This window comes from Nostoc sp. (assembly GCF_036917675.1).
Taxonomy (GTDB): Bacteria; Cyanobacteriota; Cyanobacteriia; order Cyanobacteriales; family Nostocaceae; genus Nostoc.
Map to the genome: position 1 here is coordinate 55,807 of NZ_JBALCT010000047.1, position 22,548 is coordinate 78,354.

The following is a 22,548-nucleotide window of genomic DNA, read 5'->3' on the forward strand; positions in this document are numbered from 1 at the left end:
AATGCATCTGATTGCGATTCGTAACCTCCGTATTGATGCTGCCCAGTACGCCGATGTCAAAAAGCAAATCGACGACTGGTACGCAACGGTCAAGAAAGTAGAATGGCAAAACTTGGAGGAGGTTCGTCAGATTTATCGGGATGCTGAAGCGGTTGGAAATTTTACTGTCTTTAACATCAAAGGGAATGACTATCGCCTGATTGTCGGTATTGACTACGAAAACCAAACGGTTTACTACAAATATTTTCTGACCAATGCCGAATATAACAAAGGTAAATGGAAGAATGACCCTTACTTTTGACCAAGTTGCTTATAGTAGTCTACTAGCTGAAGTTGCTCCCAAGGTGATTGAGACAGAAGAGGAGTATGATCGCGCCCTTGCTGTGGCAGAGCGTCTAACGTTTTCCAAGAACCGGACTCCAGAAGAAAAAGCTCTGCATAAGCTGATAGTAATTCTGATTGAAGCGTATGAGACAGAGAACTATCCAATGGATGAATCTGCACCGCATGAAATTCTCAAACACATTATGGAAGTCAGTGACACCCGTCAAGCTGACTTGGTGAACATCATCGGGTCGAGTGGCGTGGTATCTGAGGTTGTGAATGGTAAGCGTCCGATTAGTAAGGCACAAGCTAAGGCACTCGGAAATTACTTCAAGGTGACACCCAGCCTGTTCATCTGACTTTTCACGGTATCTGGAAAACCTCTCTCTAAATCTCTCTCCTACAAGGAGAGAGACTTTGAATTTTCCCCCTTCCCGTGTCGGGAAGGGGGCTAGGGGGTTAGGTCAATCGTTAGCTTTTCCACATGACCTGAATTGTCAGGTCTGTTCATCTAATGTTTCCGTGCTACTGCGATTGATAATAAAGGTAGTTGCACTTCAGAGCGATCTAGGACTTACGCACACTCTACGATTCTTCTCTACGAGACGCTGCGCGTTGGCGTCTTGGCGGTAGCCTGCGGCAACCCACTACGTGTCTATGATAAATTAAGCTTTTTGGCGATTTTTGCGTAAGTCCTACGATCGCTAACTTCTCTTATAATTAATCACCTGATCTAATCGAGGCAAAGCACTCACTGCTGACTCTCGAATATATGGATCGACAGATTCATCATTTGTCAATGCCGTCAGCACTTCCACTCCTCGGATATCACCCATCGAACCGAGTGCATTGACGATCGCCACAGCCAGCGCAACATTATCTATTGTTTTCAAAGCTTCAGTCAAAATTTCAAAGGCAGGAGAACCAATCTCACCCAGCGCCATGACTGATGCAATATAAACAACGGCATTAGGATCATTGAGCGCTGTTTTCAATCCCTGTAAGCCCTCATCTGGGAAAGAAACATCGTGATGGTTCGCAGCAACCTGTGCCAGGGCATTCGCACAACTACCCCGAATAGTTGCATTATCGCTATTTACTAATGACTCTACTAGTAGCGGTACAGCATCTGTACCAATAGCACCTAGCGCCTTTACCGCAGTTCGACGGTAGGTGACATCTTCCTCATCCAAAATACCCATCAGGCGAAGAATAATATTTTGATCACGGACATCAGCCAGTTTCCACATAGCTCGTTCCCGTAGATTGGGGTTGGGGTGTTTCAACTGTTCAAATAGAGAATCTATTGTCATAAAATTAAATTTTCTTATTTCAATCCCCTAATGGCATTGTTAGCCGATGCAATGGCATTGTCAGCCGATGCAATAGCATTGTTAGCTGATCCAATAGCATTGTCAGCTGATGCAATGGCATTGTTAGCTGATGCAATAGCATTGTCAGCCGATGCAATAGCATTGTCAGCTGATGCAATAGCATTGTTAGCCGATGCAATGTTATTACAAGAGATTTGTATGTACACTGTAGCTTTTTAAGAGAAAAACTTTGAATTTTAGTCTCTAAAGCTGTGGCTCTCCAACCTACGCAGTTTAAGCTTTTTGGCGCTAACCCAAGTGTATTGCTATATAACTGTTGACTGTTAATTACAACTGAGGGACTCTTAGTATGTCACCCAACCAGATACAGGCAAAGCAACAAACTGAGAGTCCCTGAGTTTCAGAGTATGACGATCGCTCGTCTACATCTAGTCAATCCCGATTATTATGAAAGGGAGTTGATTACGTAGTCGAGAAGAGAGCGGAACTCAACCAACGCTTGAGGAGACAAGTCACGAGGAGAGCAAGCGCGATCGCGAGTGAAAGTCAACGCGGTAACATAAGGAGCTGTGGGCAGACCCAAAGAGCGATAAACTTCACGAGCACCTGCAATACCCCACTCATCCAGAGGACCAGTACCGCCCACAACTAAGCTATAGTTGATCAAGCGTAGGTAGTGCGTGATGTCGCGGAGGCACTTGTCTTTCTTAACTTGAGTGTCGCCAGCTTCACCTTCTTGGGTTAAGTAAGGATATTTCTTGAAGGCAGCATCATAAGCTTCTTTAGCTACGGCATCGATACCAGAAGCCAACTTTTCAGCAGCTTCTAGACGAGCAGTAGCACGCTGAATGCTACCTTGAACGGATTCTAAATCAGAGGTGCTTGGAAAACGACCTGCTGCATCGGCAGATCCAATAACCGTAGTGATAACTGATTTCATTGCTTTTTATACTCCAGATTAGATTTGATCGGGTTTTAATTTCAGTTTGCTTGGCTAATAGCCTTTAGCCATGAGCAATTAGCTCAGAGCAGAAATAACGCGATCGAAGTAGCTAGCAGCTTCAGCAGCTAGAGCAGAGCAGTCGCCTTGAACAACTTCCAGTTTGCGGAACTTTTTACCACCGTTAGCTTCAGTGTTGGTATTGGTGATGTGAGCGACGCTGATCGCTTTCAATATTTGGAAAGCCCGTACAGAAGAGCCAGTAGGTACGCCCAAAGCTGTGTAGGTTTCTTTCAGACCGTTCAAAGCCCGATCATCCAATACGGAAGGATCACCAGCCAACAGCGCATAGGTAACATAGCGCAGAACTATTTCAGCATCACGCAAGCAAGCAGCCATCCGGCGAGTGGGGTATAAGTTACCACCAGCTTGAATCAAACCTGTGTTTTCAGCAGCAATACCAGCGATCGCATCTGAAACTGCACAGCTAGCGTTGCTGGCGATCGCATTCACTGCATCAAGACGTTTGTTGCCTTCAGCAATGAAAGACTTAAGGGCTGCTAAGTCAGTACCACCGATAGGAGCGGTTTTGGCATCAGCCGCAATTACAGCTCTAGAAAAAGCATCAAGAACCATGAGTTCTCCTTAATATTCACAAATGGCGGATATTATTTCTGGCATCTCTCAATCAGAATTAACTGTGAGTAGCCAAACAAAAACATAGGGGATTAATAGTACCCTAGTCTTTACTATGAGAGACAAAGTAATAATCTGTAATATTTATCTTGGGCATTGGGCAATTCGATTTTGGATTTTAAATTTTGGATTAAATTTCAATTCTTTAATTCAAAAGCGTTCGACTGAGCGCTCACGCCGAAGTCTAAAATCTAAAATTCTTGCTCCCCCTGCCCCTCTGCCTCTTGTTCCCTATGTCCAAAAAATTAAGACTTACGCATTTCAATGGAACTCTGTCACTGCGTAAGTCTTAAGGAACGTGGATTAAATAAAATGCAAAACTTCATCCTGTCTCTAGCCTCCCTCTCCAATATATCGGAGAGGGATTGAGGGTGAGGTAAGCCAGGGACATAAATTATATGTTATTGAATTCTTATTCTTAAGGAAAGGATATTCTGTTTTTATTTGATCAAGCTTGTTTTAGCAGATGTTTGACCAAATTATCTTTCACCATCATCTGACGTAAAACTTCTAACAAAAATTCCTGAGCCTCTTCTTGACTCAAATTCTGTACCTGGTCTCTCAAGTTCTTTAAGCGAAACTGTTGCTCTAAGGTTAATTCGATTGGGAAATCCATTATTGACTCCTCGGATTGACTGAATCGAAGGGTATTTATTGTTACTGCTAGTGCGAACGCGTAGTCTGTCATATACATCGCTCCTTACCAGTATAGCACTGAGATATTAAACTGTCTACATTGTCAAGCTATATGATATCGTCACAATAAAAGTTTACAATTTACTAAAAATACATTTACCTAACCCTTTGTAGGGAATTTATTGAAGCTGGCCGCTAATGGCTGTAATGTTTAGAATGTTTATATACCAACAACTGTAAAAAGAAAAACAAGGTAAACATCATCCGCAGGAGTCATAAATAGGAGTCAGAAGATTGATAGACGCAATGGAATTTTTTCAACTAAGTGCAGGTAAATGGCGATCGCAACGTGCAACTCATCATCTGGCGTTCAAGCGCTCAGAGACGGGAGAATCGGATATACAGGTAGAAACTCTGGATGCCGATCATCCAGAAATCATTGAACTGTGCCAGTATCATCAGATTGACCCCAGCCTTTCAGTCGGAGGGTCGCGTGTGCGTTGGCTAGGCACAATGGCTTGGGATAGAGAGGGTGAGGATAACCATCAGGGGAAAACCATATTTGCGATCGTGCCTGATGGCGATAACCCAAGGGCTGGCAAATTACTCCGCGAAAGAGGCTACGCCGAAATTATGCCTGTAGTCGGTCTTTTTCACATGGATGATGAAGATGGACTAGTGTTGACAACCGAATACGAAACAATGAGTTCCATTGAGCGATTCTGGTTCGCCAGCCCAAATATGCGACTGCGAACCAGTACAGTCAAACGGTTTGGCGGCTTCAGCACTGCATCATTTTGTACAGAAAGCCGCATTGAAACTTCTGTTGAGGTTGCCAGCACAGAAGAAGTAACAGAAAGACTTGGGGAGGATGTTCGGGAAAAAACACAGTTTTATTCCGTTTTAGGCTGGTGAATGATCTCAAGCAGACCGATGCTTTTACTCGTGGGCGAGATTATCTTTATCTGGTACAGGGGCTAGCCCTAGAACCGGGGATGGTGGATGTGTTTGATAACTTGCGCGATCGCATCCCCATTTGCACTTGGATCGGCGAGAATATTAACACCGTAAACGCTCAGATCAACACCTATCTAGAAGTTTGTCATCAGTGCTTTCATCCCCAAGAGCGTCGTCACATCCAAATTTTTGCAGTACCTATAGCTCAATCCTTCGGCATAGATGGTCTGTGCAACATTCTCACAAATCCAATCACCATTTTGATAGATGTCGGTCGAATTGCACCTAGAGACTGGTTTGGTGTAGTCGTTCATGAATACGCCCATGCCCATCTAGGAGACTTTGGTCACAATCAACAGTTTGCTAGCATCCTATCTCATCTATGTTTAGGACTGGGATTGGAACCACCCTATTGGGAGGGAGGGATGGAAGCAACTTTGCGTAGTTGGCCTCACTGTAAGTCAACCATAGATCCCCTGGAATTTTGGATAGGTCGCTGATGGGGCAGGGGGCAGGAAGCAGGGTAAGATGAGGGAGAAGAATTAATAAGCTATGCCCAATACCCAATGCCCAATGCCCCATTTCTCATTAATTTCTTTTCTTAAATGTTAAAAATTCTTGCTTCAGTTAAAAAAAGTGAAACTCAATCTCCTAATCTGAAAGATGTGAACAAAGTTTTTTAGTCATTTACATACATAGCCATTAATCTGGAAGCTCCACTCCCTTTATTGATTAGCTATTGGTTAAATCCAGCAGGCTAATATTTCTTTCTACGAATACTTCAATCACTCTTAGTTAAGTTTCGTGAAATTTTATCAGAATCTGAAGTTATGATACAACTACTCCCTTAATATGTGATTTAAAGTTGTTAACTTTAATTAAGAACATGGAGGCTTTAGAGTGGCAATTCCTCTGTTAACGTATGACCCTTCAAGTCAAAATCAGCGTGTAGCTGGATATGAAGTACCGGGTGATGAACAGCCCAGGATTTTTAATACAGACAATGTACTTTCTCCGTCAGATTTAGGTGATCTGATCGAAGCAGCATATCGTCAACTTTTCTTTTATGCTTTCGCAGCCGATCGCGAAACATATTTAGAGTCCCAACTCCGTAATGGACAAATTACAGTGCGGGACTTTATTCGTGGGTTGGTTCTTTCCAATACCTTTAAGAAAAGCTTCTACGACCTCAACAATAATTATCGCTTTGTTGAGCAAGTAATTCAGCGCGTTCTAGGACGCGACCCATACAACGAGCGGGAAAAAATCGCTTGGTCAATTGTAGTCGCTACCAAGGGTATTGTCGGCTTTATTGATGAAGTTCTCAACACTGAAGAGTACCTGAGCAATTTTGGATACTCTACAGTGCCCTATCAACGCCGTCGGATACTGCCATCTCAATCTGAAGGTGAATTGCCATTCAACATTAAATCTCCGCGATACGAAGATTACCACCGTGCTAAACTGGGTTTCCCCCAAATCATTTGGCAGGTCGAAGTACGCAGATTCCTTCCACAAGAGCAAAAGCCCAAGGCTGGAGATCCATCTCTGTTCTTAGGTATGGCACAAAGTATCAATGCAAGTGGCAATACACCACAAAGGATCTCGTCATTCAACATCGATATCGAAAAATCTGTACCTTATCGGCAACTTGCTGGAATTAGGTAACGATTTTTGGTTGGCGGCGGCTACTATATCGCTTTGATCATTTTATAGCGTGCATAAGTCTTGGGTTATGTAGAAGTTTCATTTAGGTATAACTAGTGAAACAGACTCTATCCCATGTCTAATGCACGCTAGTTGTTTGTTTAGATGCACGTCTTAGCTCGACTTTATCCATTTTTGCGCTTAGGCGATCGCTATTGCTGAAACCTTTGTGGGACAGTAGTTTTACTTTTTTAACTTCATCAAGAATCTGTGACGTGGAAAAAGTATTTGCGAAAAAGCCAGGGTTTTTGCCGGATAAATAAAACCGAGTTCTTAATTTTGGATAAAGTCGAGCTTAGAAGTTGTTTAAAAAGTGTTTCGCTGTGACTTTAGGCACTTTGCCTAACTTTCTTGCCCGATCGCGGCTTAGTAGATTTGAAACTAAGTAAAGTCACATTTGAGTAGAATCAAATAGTGCCAAGGGTTTCTCATGCTGTGGCTGGATGGGGAAAATGGCTAAGAATCCTATAGAAACTAGAAGGAAGAAGTACTTCAAACTCAGTTCACAAATTGCTCAGTTGGATAATGCACAATTGCGTTCTCTGTTTGACAATAGTGAATCAAATGAGTCAAGCACGGGTTGGGGGATGAATCACGCCATCGTCCTTGGCGAATCCAAGGTGTTTGTGAAACGTGTTCCAGTTACAAATATCGAATTTGACAACCTGTTCTCCACCAGAAACCTCTATGATCTGCCAACTTACTGCAATTACGGCTTCGGTTCCACTGGTTTTGGAGTCTTCCGAGAACTTGTTACTCATATCAAGACGACCAACTGGGTATTGGATGAGGCAATTGCCAGCTTCCCACTGATGTACCATTATCGGATTATTCCCTTGAACGGGCAGCGTGTGGATGTGGATAGGTCGCGTCTAAAAGCTTACATGGAGTACTGGGGCAATAGTGCGAACGCCGGGAATTATATGTTAGATAGAGCGAACGCCAAGTATGAGTTAGTTCTGTTTCTAGAATACATACCGCATATTCTGGAAACATGGCTGCTTTTAAACCCGAACAAACTTCAGAAACCCCTGGATGACTTACGTACGACGATTACCTTTTTGAGGACGCAGGGAATCATCCACTTCGACGCACATTTTCGTAACATCCTCACCGACGGCGAGCAAATATATTTGACCGATTTTGGTTTGGTACTTGATAAGAGTTTTACGTTGACCAAAGATGAAGAGTCTTTCTTTAAGCAGAACATATTTTACGACTATGGCGAAGTCCTGCGGAATCTTAGTCACCTAATTCGAGCGCCTTATGATTTATGTTCGGAGAACGATAAATGCAGGATGATGGAAAAATATGGCATAAAAGAAGGCTTAAAACCTTATGAATTGAGGTCTATATTACTCAACAACATCGAGCAGATACATTCTGATGTAGACATGAAGTTAGATGAGTTCTATGTTGCCAGCATCGTCAAATACCGCAGCATAATTGCGCTGATGCAAGACTTCTTTTCTGATATGTGGGAAAATAAGCAGAAGGACACAAAACTTCGTCACGCAGAACTACTGCTACTGCTCAAAGAGACTGGGTTTCTTACTGGTACTCAAATCCACGGCGGACATGATTAAGACATTAAGGTAATTGCACTTTTGTCAAGAGATTGCACTTATCTAACAAAAATTGTTAGTTAAGTGCTTGAACGCGATACCTACGGTGAGCTACGCTAACGCACTTCACAACCAAAAACCCCGGCGTTAAGTACCGAAGTCAGGGCGAGATCGTTCCTCAAATCCGCCAGAACAAGAGTGCGATCACTTTTGAATAAAAGAACGTTAAAGTGTAGTTCGTCTTTTTAGCATCTCCAAAAGTTTTGTAAAGTGGGCGGGAGGAGTAGCTGTCACCTCAATCAACTCCCCAGATAGGGGATGCTGCAATTTTAGCCGCCAAGCGTGCAATGCTTGACCGGGCAAATTTACCCCCACTGAATGACCAGAACTATAAACTCGATCGCCAACAATTGGATGACCCATTTTGGCGCTGTGGACGCGAATTTGATGGGTACGTCCAGTTTCTAATTGGAAGTGAATTAAGGTGAAGTTACCAAGACGTTCTAGTACTTGCCAATGAGTGACGGCGACGCGTCCGCCTTCTTCAACGGGTATGATTGCCATTTTTTTGCGGTCTTGGGGATGGCGACCAATGGGCAAGTCTATAGTACCACTTTCAGTTTTTGGCGCACCGTAAACTACGCCTAAGTATTCTCGCCGTGCAGTTTTAGCTTTGAGTTGGGCTTGTAGGTGACGATGGGCAATATCTGTTTTAGCGATCGCGATCGCTCCGGTAGTATCCTTATCCAATCGATGGACGATTCCCGGACGCTGAACTCCGCCAATTCCTGGTAAATTGGGACAGTGAGCTAATAGCGCATTTACCAAAGTGCCATCTGGATGACCGGGCGCAGGATGGACAACTAAACCTGCGGGTTTATTGAGAATAAGTAACTGGTCATCTTCGTAGAGGATATTTAAGGGAATATCTTCTGCTAGTAGTTCTAAGGGTTGAACTTCTGGTATATCGAGAATAATGCGATCGCCTACCTTGACATTGATCTTCTTAGATGTGCAAACTTTATCGTTAAGTTGGACATTACCCTGTTCGATTAACTGTTGGATGCGAGAACGGGATAAATCTGGTAATTCTTGGGAAAGGTAACGGTCAAGGCGATCGCATGAAGTGTTGACGCAGTGTATTATACTCCCAAGGGGAAGCAAGCTAGGTGCAGCATCCTCCATAGGGAAAGACAAGCGATCGCTATTTTCTGGGATTTGTAAATTAAATTCGGTCACAATTGCTCTAGATTAATTCCCCGTTCTTTAAGTAAAGCGCGACTTTAGCTTGTTTTTCGGTAAACATCAAATCTGTTCTCTTACCCATTGTCGAAACCCTTTAAGTGCTGAACTCATTCCTGTGGTTCGCGCCATTTCCACAAACCGGGAAATAAGATCAGTTATAGAAAAATTAGGAAATGTGGGGCTTGTGAGAGACTTTACATATTGTTCACCTTGCAGAAAGCTAATTTCTAGATTTTTGCTTTCATATTGCCAAATTTCAGGGACTCTTAACGCCTGATATGCACTAATTTGGGTTTTAGAGGTGACATCAATTTCAATCGCCATATCAGGACGAGGATCAACTGTTAGGTCGATCATGTCTTTCCCGATCATTAGCTTATAGTTTTGAATATAAAAACAATCATCAGGTTCAATACCTGCACTTATATCTTTTCGCTTAAAGGTGGTTGAACCTAAAGACTCCCAATTCAGATTGAGTTCATCTAGCAAGGCTTTCACTAAGTCTCCGATGATTACCTTAGCTCGTTTATGTTCTGGTAATGGAGCCATAATTTCTAGCGTTCCTTGGCTGTATGCTACTCGACTCCCACGATGCTCTCCTAACTCGTTGAGGATTGCTTCAAATACTTCCCAACTCACATCTTCCAGTATTATTCTTTGTCCTGCTGGAACTCGAATTTGTTTGAGTTGAAGAGTAACCATAGCATATCAGTTGTTAAATAATTTCATTATGAATCAAACCCCTGACTTTTCATCTCTCTTTCTCCGCGTTCTCTGCGCCTCTGCGGTTTGTTCTTCTAAATCTATAACTTCTTGCGGCAACTCAAATAAACCATCTTCCCCAGCTTCAAAATCAATCACCTGATACACAGCATCAATATTTAACTCACCATAAACGTGAGGAAATAATTCGCCTATTTCAGCAGGTTCATAGCGAATTTCAGCTTGGACTTTATCATAATTAATAAAAAGCAGTACCAATTCTTTTTGATTATCAAAAAATCTATTTGCAACTTTGAGTATTTGCGTTGATTTTGAACAGTGCATAAAGCCTTCACTATCTAGCGAATCAGTGCGATAGCTACCGAGTATTTTCGCGTCTTCCCATTGTTGGCGTTTGGTGATGTGGAGGATAGTGTTCATGTTACTTCTATCATTTTGCGAATATCATCTAAAGGCGATTCGGGCTTAACGGCTTCATCAGAACAAAATTCCAGATATAATGTATATTTATTTGTGGTGACATTTGAGATATTTATTTGCATTTTCAATTTTCCTTTCTGCCAGCCTTTACCGGTAATTTTAAGTATCTGGCAATCTATAATCAAATTCAATTTAATTTCATCTATTTTGATAATCTCTTGACTAAGAGATATTTCCTTTAAAAATTCAGAAATTTGAGTGGTAGTCTTTTGAGTCATGTGATCAAAAGCACTATGACGTTCCCACTTGCTGCAAATCTGTTCCCGAACTAATTCCTTTAATCTGCTGACTTTAAAAGTGTCTTTTTGGAAGAGTACAACATCATCGTCACAGTCTAGAGTAATGAATTGATTATTCATTTGAATGTAGTTAATTCAGAGTGGACAATACCTACTTGATAATTTCAGCTTATTCTGGAATTTTGTTGACATCAATATGACTTACGCTCTGTACAAATTAACCATAATATATATTACGTAAAATCAACGTTTCAGCCACCCAACACAACCCTGATTTGGTCGCATATTGACTGTGTTGGATGTTACAGCTATTTTCATGTAAATAGACCACGCAGTAAGAGCACAGCATTGCTGTGCCCCTACGACAGATGTGGTTCAAATACTTGAATTATGCTGTAAATATGGCTTAAAAGCCCAAATTTCGTATAGTACATATGTATGATGCGTAAGTCCTAATCAAGTTAGTGAATATTAATCCTAGTAGTTAATGTAATTTAGTAAGTGTCTGCATGATAGTTTAAACTAATCAACTATCTTACTCCGCAATTATTAAAATTATTCCAGTGATAATACTTATATTTTAGCTACTAAAGATAATCACTTTACAACATCATTCTTGAAAATATTACGTAGGCAGGCAGAGTTTTTCTCAGTGCCTTTGCGTGAGGTTATAATTTCATAGATTCGGCGGAATACAAACATCTGGCGCACATAACCCCAGAAACTCTAGCGTTGTCACCTCAAGAGTATTTAAATCTACGCGGCGGATGGCATGATTATTGGTATCGGCAATATATAAAAAAGAAGCGATAGCGAAGCGCTGCTGCGTTCGCGGAGCGTCTCGCAGAGAAGCGCAGATCGCACTCAATCCCGAAGGTTCAAAAAAGCGGCTATTCTTACCTTGTCCATCTTGTAAACCAACAGTACCATCTCCCAAAACTGTTTGACAATTGCCACTAGGACTAACTAATTTAATTTTGTGATTATAGGTATCTGCTACCCACAGATAATTCTGAGCGTATTCCACTCCTAAACAGTGTTGTAAACGGACATCTTCACCTTGTCCATCTACATCACCAAAACCAAATAAATCCGCACTACCGCAAACGGTTCGCACTTGGTACGGTTTTACAATTCCCACACCGCGAATTGAACTAACTTCACTGTCAGCAATATATAATTCTTGCCCATTATTAGTAATACCGCTAGGTTGAGCAAAGGCAGATTCGATAAGTGAACCATCAATACACGCTTCTGCACCACTACCAGCATAAGTTTTGATGATGCCAGTTTCTAAATCCATTTGCCAAATTTGATGCAGTCCAGCCATTGCAATAAACAGGGTATTTCCCACCTTTACTAAATCCCAAGGAGAATTTAGCGCAGTTTCTAAACCAGCACCGCCATGAGGACGAATATTGCGGCTTTGTTCACCAGTTCCTGCGATCGCTTCCACTACTTGACGCTTTAAATCAACTCGCCGCAAGGTATGATTGTCTGTATCAGCAACATAAAGAATCTGATTTTCGGGATCAAATGCCATTCCCTGTGGTGCAAAAAATTGCGCTTCGTGAAAAGCACCATCAGTTAAACCTGATTTTCCAGTACCAATTAAATGTAGAATTTCTCCGTCGAAGCTACTCATAATCAGGCGGTGATGTCCTGAATCAGCGATGAATAAACCTGTTGGAGTAGCTAGAACTTTACCAGGAAAAGCTAGAGGTGTAATTAATGGTTGGCGCTGTTTTTCTAAAGTTAAGCTGAATTCTTGAAAATTAATTGTGCCTTTGTCTTGGTGTTGCTGAATTAACTTTTGAATCAACTCGTCTAAAGTGTCACGATTTGCTTCACCAGAAATCTGACCAATCACGTAACCTTCTGGATCAATAATTATTAATGTAGGCCAAGCACGTACAGCATACTCTTCCCAAATCCGAAAACCATTGTCAACTACAACTGGATGTTCAATGTCATAGCGCAGGATAGCTTGGCGAATATTTTCTGTTTCTTTTTCGTTGTCAAATTTGGCAGAGTGAACGCCGATAACGGTAAGGCTATCTTTATATTTTTGTTCTAAATATTTCAGGTTTGGCAGAATATGCAGACAATTGATACAGCAGTATGTCCAAAAATCTAAAATTACCACTCTACCCTTGAGTTTTTTAATAGACAAGGGTTTATCGGTGTTGAACCAAGAGTAATTTTGCGGTAATTCTGGCGCTCTGACACGGGGAATCATAAAGTATACTTTGCTCTTAGAGGATGTTTATACCAATTTTTTGAAATAGACCGATGAAAAATAATGATATATTACCGTGTGTTGCTACTAGAGACTTAGACAAAACCAAATCTAAGTTTAATTGCAGGAGAGTTAAATATTTAACCAGTAAATATGAAGTCAGAAACCCGCAATGTATTATTACAAGCTTACGCACAATTACAAGAAATCATTGATGAGTTGTATGAAGCTCATGACAGAGCAATAGCAAACAATGATTTTGATGATGCTAGCTTGCTGGCTAGTAGAGCAGATATACTTTATGAAGAAGCCTAAAATTTGGAAATTGTGATTTCAGAACAGGAGCAAAGATGAAAACAATTGAAGAATTAAAGACTCGTATTCAGGAACTCAGTAAACAAGCTGTTGAACTCATACAAAAAGCATCTGAAGTATATTTAACTAACCAAGAGCAAGCTAAACAGTTCAGGCAACAGGCAAGAGAAGCCAGTAAGCACTGCCAAGTATTGATATAAGAGTTAAAACGCCAACAAGTTTAAAGCTAAAAACTGGCTAGTCTTGAGAAATGCCAGTTTCTAACTTTCAGGAACCGCATAAATTAGAAATGTTTTTAGCGTTGCACCCCACCCCTTAATCTTTTAAAAACTTGCTTGCGATCGCCACCTCTGATCTGTGCTATTACCAGAACCGTTAAATCCAGATAGTTCACAATCGAAAAGTTGCAATGGCGCACCATTCGCTGTGCCAGGATCTCCAGCTACAGCAATGCATTTATCGGATTAAGCAAGGCAGCTTATCTGTTAGTACCTGTTGCCCATACAGGAACATCATAACTTGTATAAATTACCAAGTTTCCATCATCTTGAACTTGGAGACGACAATAAGAACCAAGCCCATTTGTATTAGTTGCCCACACAGGGCTTCCATCATATGTATAACTGACTAAATTGCAGTCGGTTTGCATGATGGTGTAGTCAACAGATGTGTTAAGAATGTTTGATGCCCACAGAGCAGTGTTGTTATCATTATCATAAAGAACAAAGTTTCCATCAGATTGCTGTATAGCTTCAAATTCCCCATCAGGTGAAATCAAGTATTGACCAGCGAATAAGTATTCGCCTGTATTAAGGGTAGATGTACCAGTACCCGCTAGAGCCTTGTTTTGTTGAATAAGCAACGTAGCTTGTGATGAAATTGCAAATGCTGTTGTTAAACCTAGAATTTTTGAGAGTTTAGATAATTTCACAAACCTACCTCCAATAAAGTTCTTTTTTCTGTAAACACTGCTGAAATGCGATCGCGGTAAAATCGCGCAATTAAGTAGTCCTTACAAAACAGTGCAGGGACGAAAAATATTCCGCTTTGAGGTTCAAAACAAAAAACAACGACCAAGAGAACATTACAGGTTATAGATGTTAACCTTGGTGTTTTGAGGCTATTATTAAAGTCTTAATCAACTTCCAAGTACAATATGGTTCAGTTAAGGCATCATGTAAAAATAAGTTGTACAAAATTTATTTGAAATAGCCTGCTAAGTCTAGCTTTCACATAAAAATTGTTCAGGTTATTTTTACAAAAATTTTAAGGCTAAGACTCTTTGTCAAAGTCAATTTTTTTAACCTATACGCAAAGCGGCTTGCCGCAGACTACCGCCATCTCTACCAGAGGCTGACGCCAACGCGCAGCGTCTCGCAGAGAAGGACGCAAAGAACGTAAAGAGAAAGAAGAAATACTTAACTGAACTGTATTAGTTGCTAGTATACTGTTAATTGCTATTTAAGAAATGAACTTATAGAAAAGTTACACTTTGAAAGTACTTGAAAAACTAACTAAGTAGGTAGACTCAAATAAACCGAACTATGTAACGAAATGTAAAATACCTAAAACTCTTGCAATTGCTTCGTTTGACTCAGTTTTACTCGCAATGACATAGTTAGAAATTTTTCCACCCACCTACTTACTACGAAGTTATCAGCTTGGATACAACTAGCCAAAATCCAAGCTGAACGAGGAAAAATTACCGATCGCATTCCGCACAATTAGCTTTAGCTAATCCTGATTGGTTTGCAGTTCATATCTGCTGTGAATCCGGACAAACTATCAGCTATGGGGATACATATTGCACCCCACCCCTTAATCTCTTAAAAACTTGGTTCCAATCGCCACCTCTGATCAGAGGACTCACCAGTATTGGTAACTCCAGATAGTTCGCAATCATAAAGTTGCAATGTAGCACCATTCACTGTGCCAGGATTTCCTTCTACATCAATGCATTTGTTGGATAATTGATTTCTAATAAATCCTCCATCAATGTATTTCCACTTCTGATCTGTAGGGCTACCAGTATTGGTAAATTCAGATAGTTCACAATCAAAAAGTTGCAATGGCGCACCATTCGCTGTGCCAGGATATCCAGCTACATCAATGCATTTATCTGATTAACCAAGGCAACTTATCTGTTGGTACCCGTTGACCATACAGGAATATTACCACTTGTATAAATTACCAAGTTTCCATTATCTTGAAGTTCCAGACGACAATAAGAAGCACGCCCATTTGTATTAGTTGCCCACACAGGGATTCCACTATATGTATAATTGCCTAAATTGCAGTCGGTTTTCATGATAATGTAGTAAATATATCTGTTAAGAATGTTTGATGCCCACAGAGGAAAAGGAGGGTTCTTACTATTATCATAAAGAACAAAGTTTCCATCATATTGCTGTATAGCTTCATATTTCCTATTAGGTGAAATTAAGTATTGATTAGCGAATAATTCTTCGCCTGGATAAAGGATAGCTGTACCAGCACTCGCTAGAGCCTTGTTTTGTTGAACAAGCAACGTAGCTTGTGATGAAATTGCAAATGCTGTTGTTAAACCTAGAATTTTTGAGAGTTTAGATAATTTCACAAACTTACCTCCAATAAAGTTCTTTTTTCTGTAAATACTGCTGAAATGTGATCGCGGTAAAATCGCGCAATTAAGTAGTCCTTACAAAACAGTGCAGGGACGAAAAATATTCCGCTTTGAGGTTCAAAACAAAAACAACGACCAAGAAAACATTACAGGTTATAGATGCTAAACTTGGTGTTTTGATGATACTATAAATATAAAGTCTTAATCAACTTCCAAGTACAATATGGTTCAGTTAAGGCTCCATGTAAAAATAAGTTGTACAAAATTTATTTGAAATAGCCTGCTAAATCTAGCTTTAACATAAAAATTGTTCAGGTTATTTTTACACAAATCCTGATGCTAAAACTCTTTGTGAAAGTCAATTTTTTTAACGTAGACGGAAAGCGGCTTGCCGCAGGCTACCGCCATCTCTACCAGAGGCTTCCGCCAACGCGCAGCGTCTCTCAGAGAAGGACGCAAAGAACGTAAAGAGAAAGAAGAAATACTTAACTGAACTGTATTATTTGCTAGTATACTGTTAATTGCTATTTAAGAAATGAACTTATAGAAAAGTTACACTTTGAAAGGATTTGAAAAACTAACTACTACGAAGTTATCAGCTTGGATACAACTAGCCAAAATCCAAGCTAAACAGGGACAAATTAGCGATCGCATTCCGCAATTAGCTAAAGCTAATCCTGGTTGGTTTGCAGTTCATATCTGCTGTGAATCGGGGAAAACTATAAGCTTTGGGGATACAGCTTGTGTGTTCCCGCTAATGAGCGTGATTAAGACATTCTCTCTACTTTATTTACTAGAACATTTAGGAGCAGAAAGAGTTTTTGGGTGGGTTGGGGTAGAACCATCGGATGCACCCTTTAATTCTTTAGAACAATTAGTTAGCGATCGCGGACGCCCCCGCAACCCAATGATTAATAGTGGGGCAATTACCCTCGCTGAGAAATTACCAGGAAAGGACGCAAGCGTTCGCACTTTATTATTTTGTCAATGGCTCAACCAATTAGCAGGTTGTCAACTAAGGTTAGATGAAGTCATGCTGGCTTCGGTGCGATTAACCCGCTCAAAAGCCAATGAAGCGATCGCTAATTATCTCGCCGAAACTGGCCATCTAGAAAATATTGAAATAGCACTTGACACCTACGAGCAAATATGCTGCCTGTCTGGGCGAGTTGAAGATTTAGCCCTGCTAGGAAAACTCCTAGCTTGCGAAAATGGCTGTATATCAGCACAAAATCGCCGGATTGTCAAGGCTGTAATGTTAACTTGTGGACTGTACGAAGCTTCTGCCGAGTTTGCAGTCAGAATTGGTTTACCGATGAAATCAGGGATTGGTGGTGGACTTGTAGCAATAGTACCAGGTGAGGGAGCGATCGCTTGTTACAGTCCTGGGTTGGATAATATCGGAAATCCTGTAGGTGCGATCGCATTTGTTGAGGCTTTAGCGCAAGAGTTGCAGTTGAGTGTTTTTGGTTAATTCTGGTTTTTCTGGATCGCGAGGTGTTGATTCAGGAGTTGGCGTAATTATTTCTGGCGCTGGAGACTGAATAATCTCTGGCAGCGTCGGTGGCAAACTAGGAGATGGTGCAATTGTTACTTTTGGAGTCGGTGTCTTGCCCGTCTGACGGTTAAAAAATCCGCCAAATCTAGGTTTTGTTGGCTGAGGCGCAACTTTTTCCGGTAACGGCGTTGATTCAGGAGTCGGCGTTATCTCTGGCTCTGGTTCTAGTGTTGGCGTAATTATTTCTGGTGTCGGAGACTGAATAATCTCTGGCAGCGTCGGTGGCAAACTAGGAGATGGTGCAATTCGTGCTTCTGGATTGGGGACTTTACCCGCCCGACGGTTAAAAAATCCGCCAAATCTAGGTTTTGTTGGCTGAGGCGCAACTTTTTCAGGTAACGGCGTTGATTCAGGAGTTGGCGTTACCTCAGGCTGTGGTTCGGGTGGTGTCGGTGACAAACTGGGAAATGGTACAGCAGTTGGAACTTCTAATTTTGGTTGTTCTGGCTGTGTTTTGGATTCTTTTGCAACTTCGGTTTCAGGAATGGGCTGTTTTTCTACCGTTGGTTGTATTTGGGGTGTTTTTTCAGCAGATGGCGTGGGTGCAAGTTTATAATTCGGGTCTACAATGCCCCGCACCTCATCTGCTGTGAGTTCTCCTCTGGTAATTCTCGACAGAGTATCTTTACCATTTGGCTGGTAGTCAATCACTCTGACTGTGGTATTAAAGGCATTTTTGAGAGGATTTCCCTGGTTATCGAGAAATTCCAGTTTTACCCAGTTTTTACCTGGACGGAAGCCTTTAAGATAAACTGCTTGCCAGCGATCGAAAATAAAGCTTTCACCATTAATTGTCGAGCGGATGCGCCAATCACTGAATTCGTCTTTAGGGTTTTCCTTCCCAACTAGGTGCAGGGGCGCGTTAGTTAGATAAAAGTCTAGTAAGATTGGTTCCGCTCCGTAGGTGCTTTGCGGACGGCTGTAAGTTAGCAGAGGTAATTTGCGATCTGGGTTGTTGTCGTCGGTTTTGGTGAAAACGTGAAATGTTGTCTGGGCATAAGCGCCCTCATTCTTAAAGCTTTCATGCCAAGGACGGGAGGCAAAGACGCGCAGGGTATGAGTACCTGGAGACACATCTGGCAAAGCCAAGGGCTGACTCAGGTCGTAAACCGGTATATAAGGTTGATTATCCAGAATTACGTGTAAATGGGGACCAAGTTGTAATTGTGGATCTTTAAATATTGGTAGATCCTTAACCTGAAAACTGGCTGTGACTTTGTTATCTGGGAAAACTTCATCAGGTTGTGGAGTCACAATTGTCACTTGTGGCTGATAAACTTCCAAGATCGGACGCAGTTCTTGGATCACAGATGGTGGGGAAATTTCCGAAAATTGCTTTGAAATTTGAGAAATCTGTGGAGGATTTTCTCTATAGCCAGTAGATACTTCCTGGCTATCGGCTTTCTCGCCACAACTGATCAAGCTTAATATCAGCACCAATGTCATTACCCACCTGAGAATCGGGAACCTCTCAGGGAGGAGCTTCTCTAATACCCTTTTCTGCCACGAGTTCATGTGTTGCACCCAGTGATAGTCTTCGACAATTGACTAGATTATTTTGGCTCAAACTGTCCATAGGGAACTATAGCCCAAAAGGTGAAATCTGCCTCACATCCCAGAAGTTTTGCTGTATATCTCAGCAAATGTACAACTTATTCTTAAAACCCCGCTTCCATTCCTCTCCTCGAAACGGGGAGAGCTTTTGATTCTTGCTCCCCAACGCTAGTACTCCGATTACCCAAAATCCTCCAAAACCTCACCCTGTCCTATCTTCAATCCCTCTCCTTACTAAGGAGAGGGACAGGTTTTACGTAGTAAAACCAGGGTGAGGTATCTCAGAGCATATGAGACTTAACCGTAAATGGCCTCACCAATGACTTGTGTGTACACCGTAGCCAACACTAGTAGGGGAGCGCCAGTGCCCATACGTGTCAACTTAAGCGCAAACCCTTTTAAAACCTCGTTTAAAACCTCGTTTAAAACCTAGTTTCCAGCCTCTGGCTGGAAATGCTGCTCCTGGCGGCTCTGCCGCCAGCAAGGGAGGCGGAGCCTCTAGAACGGCATTCCCAGTCGGAGACTCTTAACGAGACAATCTAAAAGCTGCTTCTAGACTGGCTTTCACGTTAAGTTGACACCAATGGCCAGTGCCTTGGGCGGCGAGCCACTCTTGTTGCACCTGGCGTAAGGGGTAGGGATTAGATTTGAGAGAAAGTTGCACACGGCGTGAATCTTAGGAAATTCTAAAAAAATCATATCATTTACAACTTTTTACTTATAACAATTGAAATATGACATAAATATTCACGAGTAATAGCAGTAAAAGCTGGAACATCGGCTACATACAGCCAAACCATAAATTTTGCGATTTGTTACCCTTTGTAAATTAAATGGATAATCTATTGACTTTTGGACAAAAGGTTTGAAGGTAAAAGCCAGATTAGGCAGGAATTCCAGCCAGATTTGAGCAAGTTTGAATTATTGTTAAAATATCTCTAACAAAGTACAAGTTAAGACTCTATAATTCAACGAGAAACAACAATCCACATCGGGTCTTGATCGCGGCTTCAGTAAAATTCTGGAACATGTGATAATGGTTCATTTTGTGGTATTCATGATTCCTCATTCCTTATCAAGAGAGGAGGTCGAATGACAATAAGTCCTCCGGAGCGAGAGGAAAAAAAGGCAAGAGTAATCGTCGATAACGACCCGGTTCCAACCTCATTCGAGGCATGGGCAAAACCTGGACACTTTGACAGAACCTTAGCCAGAGGTCCCAAAACCACCACATGGATTTGGAACCTGCACGCACTCGCCCATGATTTTGATACACATACAAGCGATTTAGAAGACATTTCCCGCAAGATATTCTCAGCCCACTTCGGCCACCTAGCCGTAGTGATGGTTTGGTTAAGCGGGATGATTTTCCACGGCGCGAAGTTTTCCAACTACGAAGCTTGGCTAACGGACCCGTTGAACGTTAAGCCTAGCGCCCAAGTCGTTTGGCCCATTGTGGGACAAGACATTTTAAACGGTGATGTTGGCGGTGGTTTCCACGGTATTCAAATCACCTCCGGTTTGTTCCAAGTATGGCGTGGTTGGGGGATTACAAACTCCTTCCAGCTTTATGTAACTGCGATCGGTGGCTTGGTATTAGCAGGCTTATTCCTATTTGCCGGCTGGTTCCACTACCACAAACGCGCTCCCAAACTGGAATGGTTCCAGAATGTGGAGTCGATGCTGAATCACCACTTGCAAATATTGCTAGGTTGTGGTTCCTTGGGATGGGCAGGTCACTTAATCCATGTGTCCAATCCGACCAACAAGCTTTTGGATGCAGGCGTTGCTCTCAAAGACATCCCCTTGCCCCACGAGTTCATCTTGAACAAAGACTTGTTGACCGAACTGTACCCTAGCTTTGCTGCTGGTTTAGCACCTTTCTTCACCTTGAACTGGGGTCAGTATGCTGACATCCTCACCTTCAAGGGCGGTCTGAACCCGGTAACAGGCGGCTTGTGGATGACTGATATTGCTCATCACCACTTAGCGATCGCAGTTCTGTTCATCATTGCTGGTCATCAATACCGTACCAACTGGGGTATTGGTCACAGCATTAAAGAGATCCTAGAAAACCATAAAGGTCCTTTCACCGGTGAAGGTCACAAAGGTCTCTACGAAAACCTGACCACATCTTGGCACGCTCAGTTGGCTACTAACCTAGCCTTCTTGGGTTCGCTGACCATCATCATCGCGCATCATATGTACGCGATGCCCCCCTATCCATACTTGGCAACTGACTACGCTACACAGTTGTGCATATTCACTCACCATATGTGGATCGGTGGCTTCTTGATTGTGGGTGGAGCGGCTCACGCTGCAATCTTCATGGTGCGAGATTACGATCCAGTTGTGAACCAAAACAACGTGCTGGATCGGGTAATTCGTCACCGTGACGCGATTATTTCTCATCTAAACTGGGTGTCTATTTTCCTCGGCTTCCATAGCTTTGGACTTTACATCCACAACGACACAATGCGGGCATTGGGTCGTCCTCAAGACTTGTTCTCTGATACAGGGATTCAATTGCAGCCAGTATTTGCCCAGTGGATACAAAATATCCACACATTGGCTCCTGGTACAACTGCACCCAACGCCATAGAACCAGTTAGCTATGCCTTTGGCGGCGGTATCTTGGCTGTTGGCGGTAAAGTGGCGATGATGCCCATTGCTTTGGGCACAGCGGACTTCCTAATTCACCACATTCACGCCTTCACCATTCACGTCACCGTCCTAATTCTGCTCAAAGGTGTGCTATACGCTCGTAGCTCTCGTCTGATTCCAGACAAAGCTAACTTGGGCTTCCGCTTCCCCTGCGACGGTCCTGGTCGTGGCGGTACCTGTCAAGTCTCTGGTTGGGATCACGTATTCCTCGGACTTTTCTGGATGTACAACTCCATATCGATTGTAATTTTCCACTTCAGTTGGAAGATGCAATCAGATGTCTGGGGAACCGTAGATGCAGCCGGGAATGTGACTCACATCACTGGTGGTAACTTTGCCCAAAGCGCTATCACCATCAACGGTTGGTTGCGAGACTTCTTGTGGGCACAAGCTACACAAGTCATCAATTCCTATGGCAGCGCGCTATCTGCCTATGGTCTACTCTTCTTAGGCGCTCACTTTGTCTGGGCATTCAGCTTGATGTTCCTGTTCAGTGGTCGCGGCTACTGGCAAGAACTGATTGAGTCCATTGTTTGGGCGCATAACAAACTGAAGGTAGCTCCAGCAATTCAGCCTCGCGCTCTGAGCATTATTCAGGGTCGGGCTGTAGGGGTAGCTCACTACCTCTTGGGAGGAATTGCCACAACTTGGGCGTTCTTCCATGCACATATCCTTTCAGTAGGGTAGAAATCAGTTATTGAGTGCTGAGTGCTGAGTGCTGAGTCAAAACTCAGAACTCAGGACTCAGACTTCAGGACTCTAGACGCTGA

General features: G+C 42.3%; 25 protein-coding genes. 11 read left to right on the forward strand and 14 right to left on the reverse strand.

Annotated elements, in window-relative coordinates; all coding sequences use genetic code 11:
- Position 1 precedes the first annotated feature (1 nt).
- Both V7K31_RS16400 and V7K31_RS16405 read left to right on the forward strand, forming a co-directional pair.
- Positions 2-301, forward strand: a complete 300-nt coding sequence (locus tag V7K31_RS16400) for a type II toxin-antitoxin system HigB family toxin (protein ID WP_335095374.1) — start codon at positions 2-4, stop codon at positions 299-301.
- On the forward strand, positions 285-683 hold the full coding sequence (locus V7K31_RS16405; RefSeq protein ID WP_335095376.1) for a helix-turn-helix domain-containing protein: 399 nt from the start codon (positions 285-287) through the stop codon (positions 681-683). Before V7K31_RS16400 ends, V7K31_RS16405 begins: the two co-directional genes overlap by 17 nt.
- A gap of 345 nt (positions 684-1,028) precedes the next feature.
- On the opposite strand, the gene V7K31_RS16410 is transcribed toward V7K31_RS16405, so the two are convergent.
- Positions 1,029-1,637 carry a HEAT repeat domain-containing protein gene (locus tag V7K31_RS16410; protein WP_335095377.1) on the reverse strand — a complete coding sequence of 203 codons (609 nt, stop codon included), beginning with the start codon at positions 1,635-1,637 and terminating at the stop codon, positions 1,029-1,031.
- Between the two features lie 30 nt (positions 1,638-1,667).
- Between V7K31_RS16410 and V7K31_RS16415 the strand changes: the two genes are divergently transcribed.
- Positions 1,668-1,877 (forward strand): hypothetical protein, encoded by a 210-nt coding sequence (locus V7K31_RS16415; RefSeq protein WP_335095378.1) that lies wholly within the window; start codon positions 1,668-1,670, stop codon positions 1,875-1,877.
- 226 nt (positions 1,878-2,103) lie between these two features.
- Here V7K31_RS16415 and V7K31_RS16420 read toward each other — a convergent pair whose 3' ends face one another.
- The 3 genes from V7K31_RS16420 to V7K31_RS16430 form a co-directional block, all read right to left on the reverse strand.
- Positions 2,104-2,598, reverse strand: coding sequence for a bleomycin hydrolase (locus V7K31_RS16420; RefSeq protein WP_335095379.1), 495 nt, complete (start codon positions 2,596-2,598; stop codon positions 2,104-2,106).
- Positions 2,599-2,676: 78 nt separating this feature from the next.
- Entirely contained in the window at positions 2,677-3,234 is a 558-nt protein-coding gene (locus V7K31_RS16425; protein WP_335095381.1) for a bleomycin hydrolase, read from the reverse strand.
- A gap of 508 nt (positions 3,235-3,742) precedes the next feature.
- Entirely contained in the window at positions 3,743-3,910 is a 168-nt protein-coding gene (locus V7K31_RS16430; protein WP_335095383.1) for an NblA/ycf18 family protein, read from the reverse strand.
- Positions 3,911-4,227: 317 nt separating this feature from the next.
- Between V7K31_RS16430 and V7K31_RS16435 the strand changes: the two genes are divergently transcribed.
- From V7K31_RS16435 to V7K31_RS16450, 4 genes are all read left to right on the forward strand, one after another.
- On the forward strand, positions 4,228-4,845 hold the full coding sequence (locus V7K31_RS16435; RefSeq protein WP_335095456.1) for a phycobiliprotein lyase: 618 nt from the start codon (positions 4,228-4,230) through the stop codon (positions 4,843-4,845).
- Entirely contained in the window at positions 4,842-5,387 is a 546-nt protein-coding gene (locus V7K31_RS16440; protein WP_335095384.1) for a hypothetical protein, read from the forward strand. Before V7K31_RS16435 ends, V7K31_RS16440 begins: the two co-directional genes overlap by 4 nt.
- 400 nt (positions 5,388-5,787) lie before the next feature.
- On the forward strand, positions 5,788-6,555 hold the full coding sequence (locus tag V7K31_RS16445; protein WP_335095385.1) for a phycobilisome rod-core linker polypeptide: 768 nt from the start codon (positions 5,788-5,790) through the stop codon (positions 6,553-6,555).
- A 491-nt stretch (positions 6,556-7,046) separates the two neighbouring features.
- On the forward strand, positions 7,047-8,180 hold the full coding sequence (locus V7K31_RS16450; protein WP_335095386.1) for a hypothetical protein: 1,134 nt from the start codon (positions 7,047-7,049) through the stop codon (positions 8,178-8,180).
- 204 nt (positions 8,181-8,384) lie between these two features.
- Here V7K31_RS16450 and V7K31_RS16455 read toward each other — a convergent pair whose 3' ends face one another.
- The 5 genes from V7K31_RS16455 to V7K31_RS16475 all read right to left on the reverse strand — a co-directional run bounded on the left by V7K31_RS16455 (position 8,385) and on the right by V7K31_RS16475 (position 13,085).
- Positions 8,385-9,398: an RluA family pseudouridine synthase gene (locus tag V7K31_RS16455; protein WP_335095387.1), complete on the reverse strand. Its 1,014-nt coding sequence runs from the start codon at positions 9,396-9,398 to the stop codon at positions 8,385-8,387.
- 66 nt (positions 9,399-9,464) lie between these two features.
- A complete protein-coding gene (locus tag V7K31_RS16460) occupies positions 9,465-10,106 on the reverse strand; it encodes a Uma2 family endonuclease (protein ID WP_335095388.1) in 642 nt (213 codons plus the stop codon).
- A gap of 33 nt (positions 10,107-10,139) precedes the next feature.
- Positions 10,140-10,547 carry a DUF952 domain-containing protein gene (locus V7K31_RS16465; protein ID WP_335095389.1) on the reverse strand — a complete coding sequence of 136 codons (408 nt, stop codon included), beginning with the start codon at positions 10,545-10,547 and terminating at the stop codon, positions 10,140-10,142.
- The gene (locus tag V7K31_RS16470; RefSeq protein ID WP_335095391.1) at positions 10,544-10,966 is read right to left on the reverse strand and encodes a KGK domain-containing protein; all 423 of its coding nucleotides are present in this window, start codon (positions 10,964-10,966) and stop codon (positions 10,544-10,546) included. The genes V7K31_RS16465 and V7K31_RS16470 overlap by 4 nt, the downstream gene beginning before the upstream one ends.
- A gap of 556 nt (positions 10,967-11,522) precedes the next feature.
- On the reverse strand, positions 11,523-13,085 hold the full coding sequence (locus tag V7K31_RS16475; RefSeq protein WP_335095393.1) for a thioredoxin-like domain-containing protein: 1,563 nt from the start codon (positions 13,083-13,085) through the stop codon (positions 11,523-11,525).
- A gap of 153 nt (positions 13,086-13,238) precedes the next feature.
- Between V7K31_RS16475 and V7K31_RS16480 the strand changes: the two genes are divergently transcribed.
- The gene (locus V7K31_RS16480; protein WP_335095395.1) at positions 13,239-13,400 is read left to right on the forward strand and encodes a hypothetical protein; all 162 of its coding nucleotides are present in this window, start codon (positions 13,239-13,241) and stop codon (positions 13,398-13,400) included.
- Positions 13,401-13,435: 35 nt separating this feature from the next.
- Positions 13,436-13,600 (forward strand): hypothetical protein, encoded by a 165-nt coding sequence (locus V7K31_RS16485; RefSeq protein ID WP_335095396.1) that lies wholly within the window; start codon positions 13,436-13,438, stop codon positions 13,598-13,600.
- A gap of 278 nt (positions 13,601-13,878) precedes the next feature.
- Here the strand turns inward: V7K31_RS16485 and V7K31_RS16490 are convergent, their stop codons facing one another.
- The 3 genes from V7K31_RS16490 to V7K31_RS16500 form a co-directional block, all read right to left on the reverse strand.
- Positions 13,879-14,331: a hypothetical protein gene (locus tag V7K31_RS16490; protein WP_335095397.1), complete on the reverse strand. Its 453-nt coding sequence runs from the start codon at positions 14,329-14,331 to the stop codon at positions 13,879-13,881.
- Between the two features lie 895 nt (positions 14,332-15,226).
- Positions 15,227-15,511, reverse strand: coding sequence for an RICIN domain-containing protein (locus tag V7K31_RS16495; RefSeq protein WP_335095458.1), 285 nt, complete (start codon positions 15,509-15,511; stop codon positions 15,227-15,229).
- Positions 15,512-15,537: 26 nt separating this feature from the next.
- Positions 15,538-15,996, reverse strand: coding sequence for a hypothetical protein (locus tag V7K31_RS16500; RefSeq protein WP_335095398.1), 459 nt, complete (start codon positions 15,994-15,996; stop codon positions 15,538-15,540).
- A gap of 565 nt (positions 15,997-16,561) precedes the next feature.
- Here V7K31_RS16500 and glsA point away from each other — a divergent pair.
- The gene (glsA, locus tag V7K31_RS16505; RefSeq protein ID WP_335095399.1) at positions 16,562-17,476 is read left to right on the forward strand and encodes a glutaminase A; all 915 of its coding nucleotides are present in this window, start codon (positions 16,562-16,564) and stop codon (positions 17,474-17,476) included.
- Here the strand turns inward: glsA and V7K31_RS16510 are convergent.
- Both V7K31_RS16510 and V7K31_RS16515 read right to left on the reverse strand, forming a co-directional pair.
- Positions 17,441-19,075, reverse strand: a complete 1,635-nt coding sequence (locus tag V7K31_RS16510) for a hypothetical protein (RefSeq protein ID WP_335095401.1) — start codon at positions 19,073-19,075, stop codon at positions 17,441-17,443. The genes glsA and V7K31_RS16510 overlap by 36 nt on opposite strands.
- A 565-nt stretch (positions 19,076-19,640) precedes the next feature.
- The gene (locus V7K31_RS16515; protein WP_335095403.1) at positions 19,641-19,778 is read right to left on the reverse strand and encodes a hypothetical protein; all 138 of its coding nucleotides are present in this window, start codon (positions 19,776-19,778) and stop codon (positions 19,641-19,643) included.
- 428 nt (positions 19,779-20,206) lie between these two features.
- Between V7K31_RS16515 and psaA the strand changes: the two genes are divergently transcribed.
- Complete coding sequence (psaA, locus tag V7K31_RS16520; RefSeq protein ID WP_335095405.1) at positions 20,207-22,465, forward strand: photosystem I core protein PsaA; 2,259 nt, start codon at positions 20,207-20,209, stop codon at positions 22,463-22,465.
- Positions 22,466-22,548 lie beyond the last annotated feature (83 nt).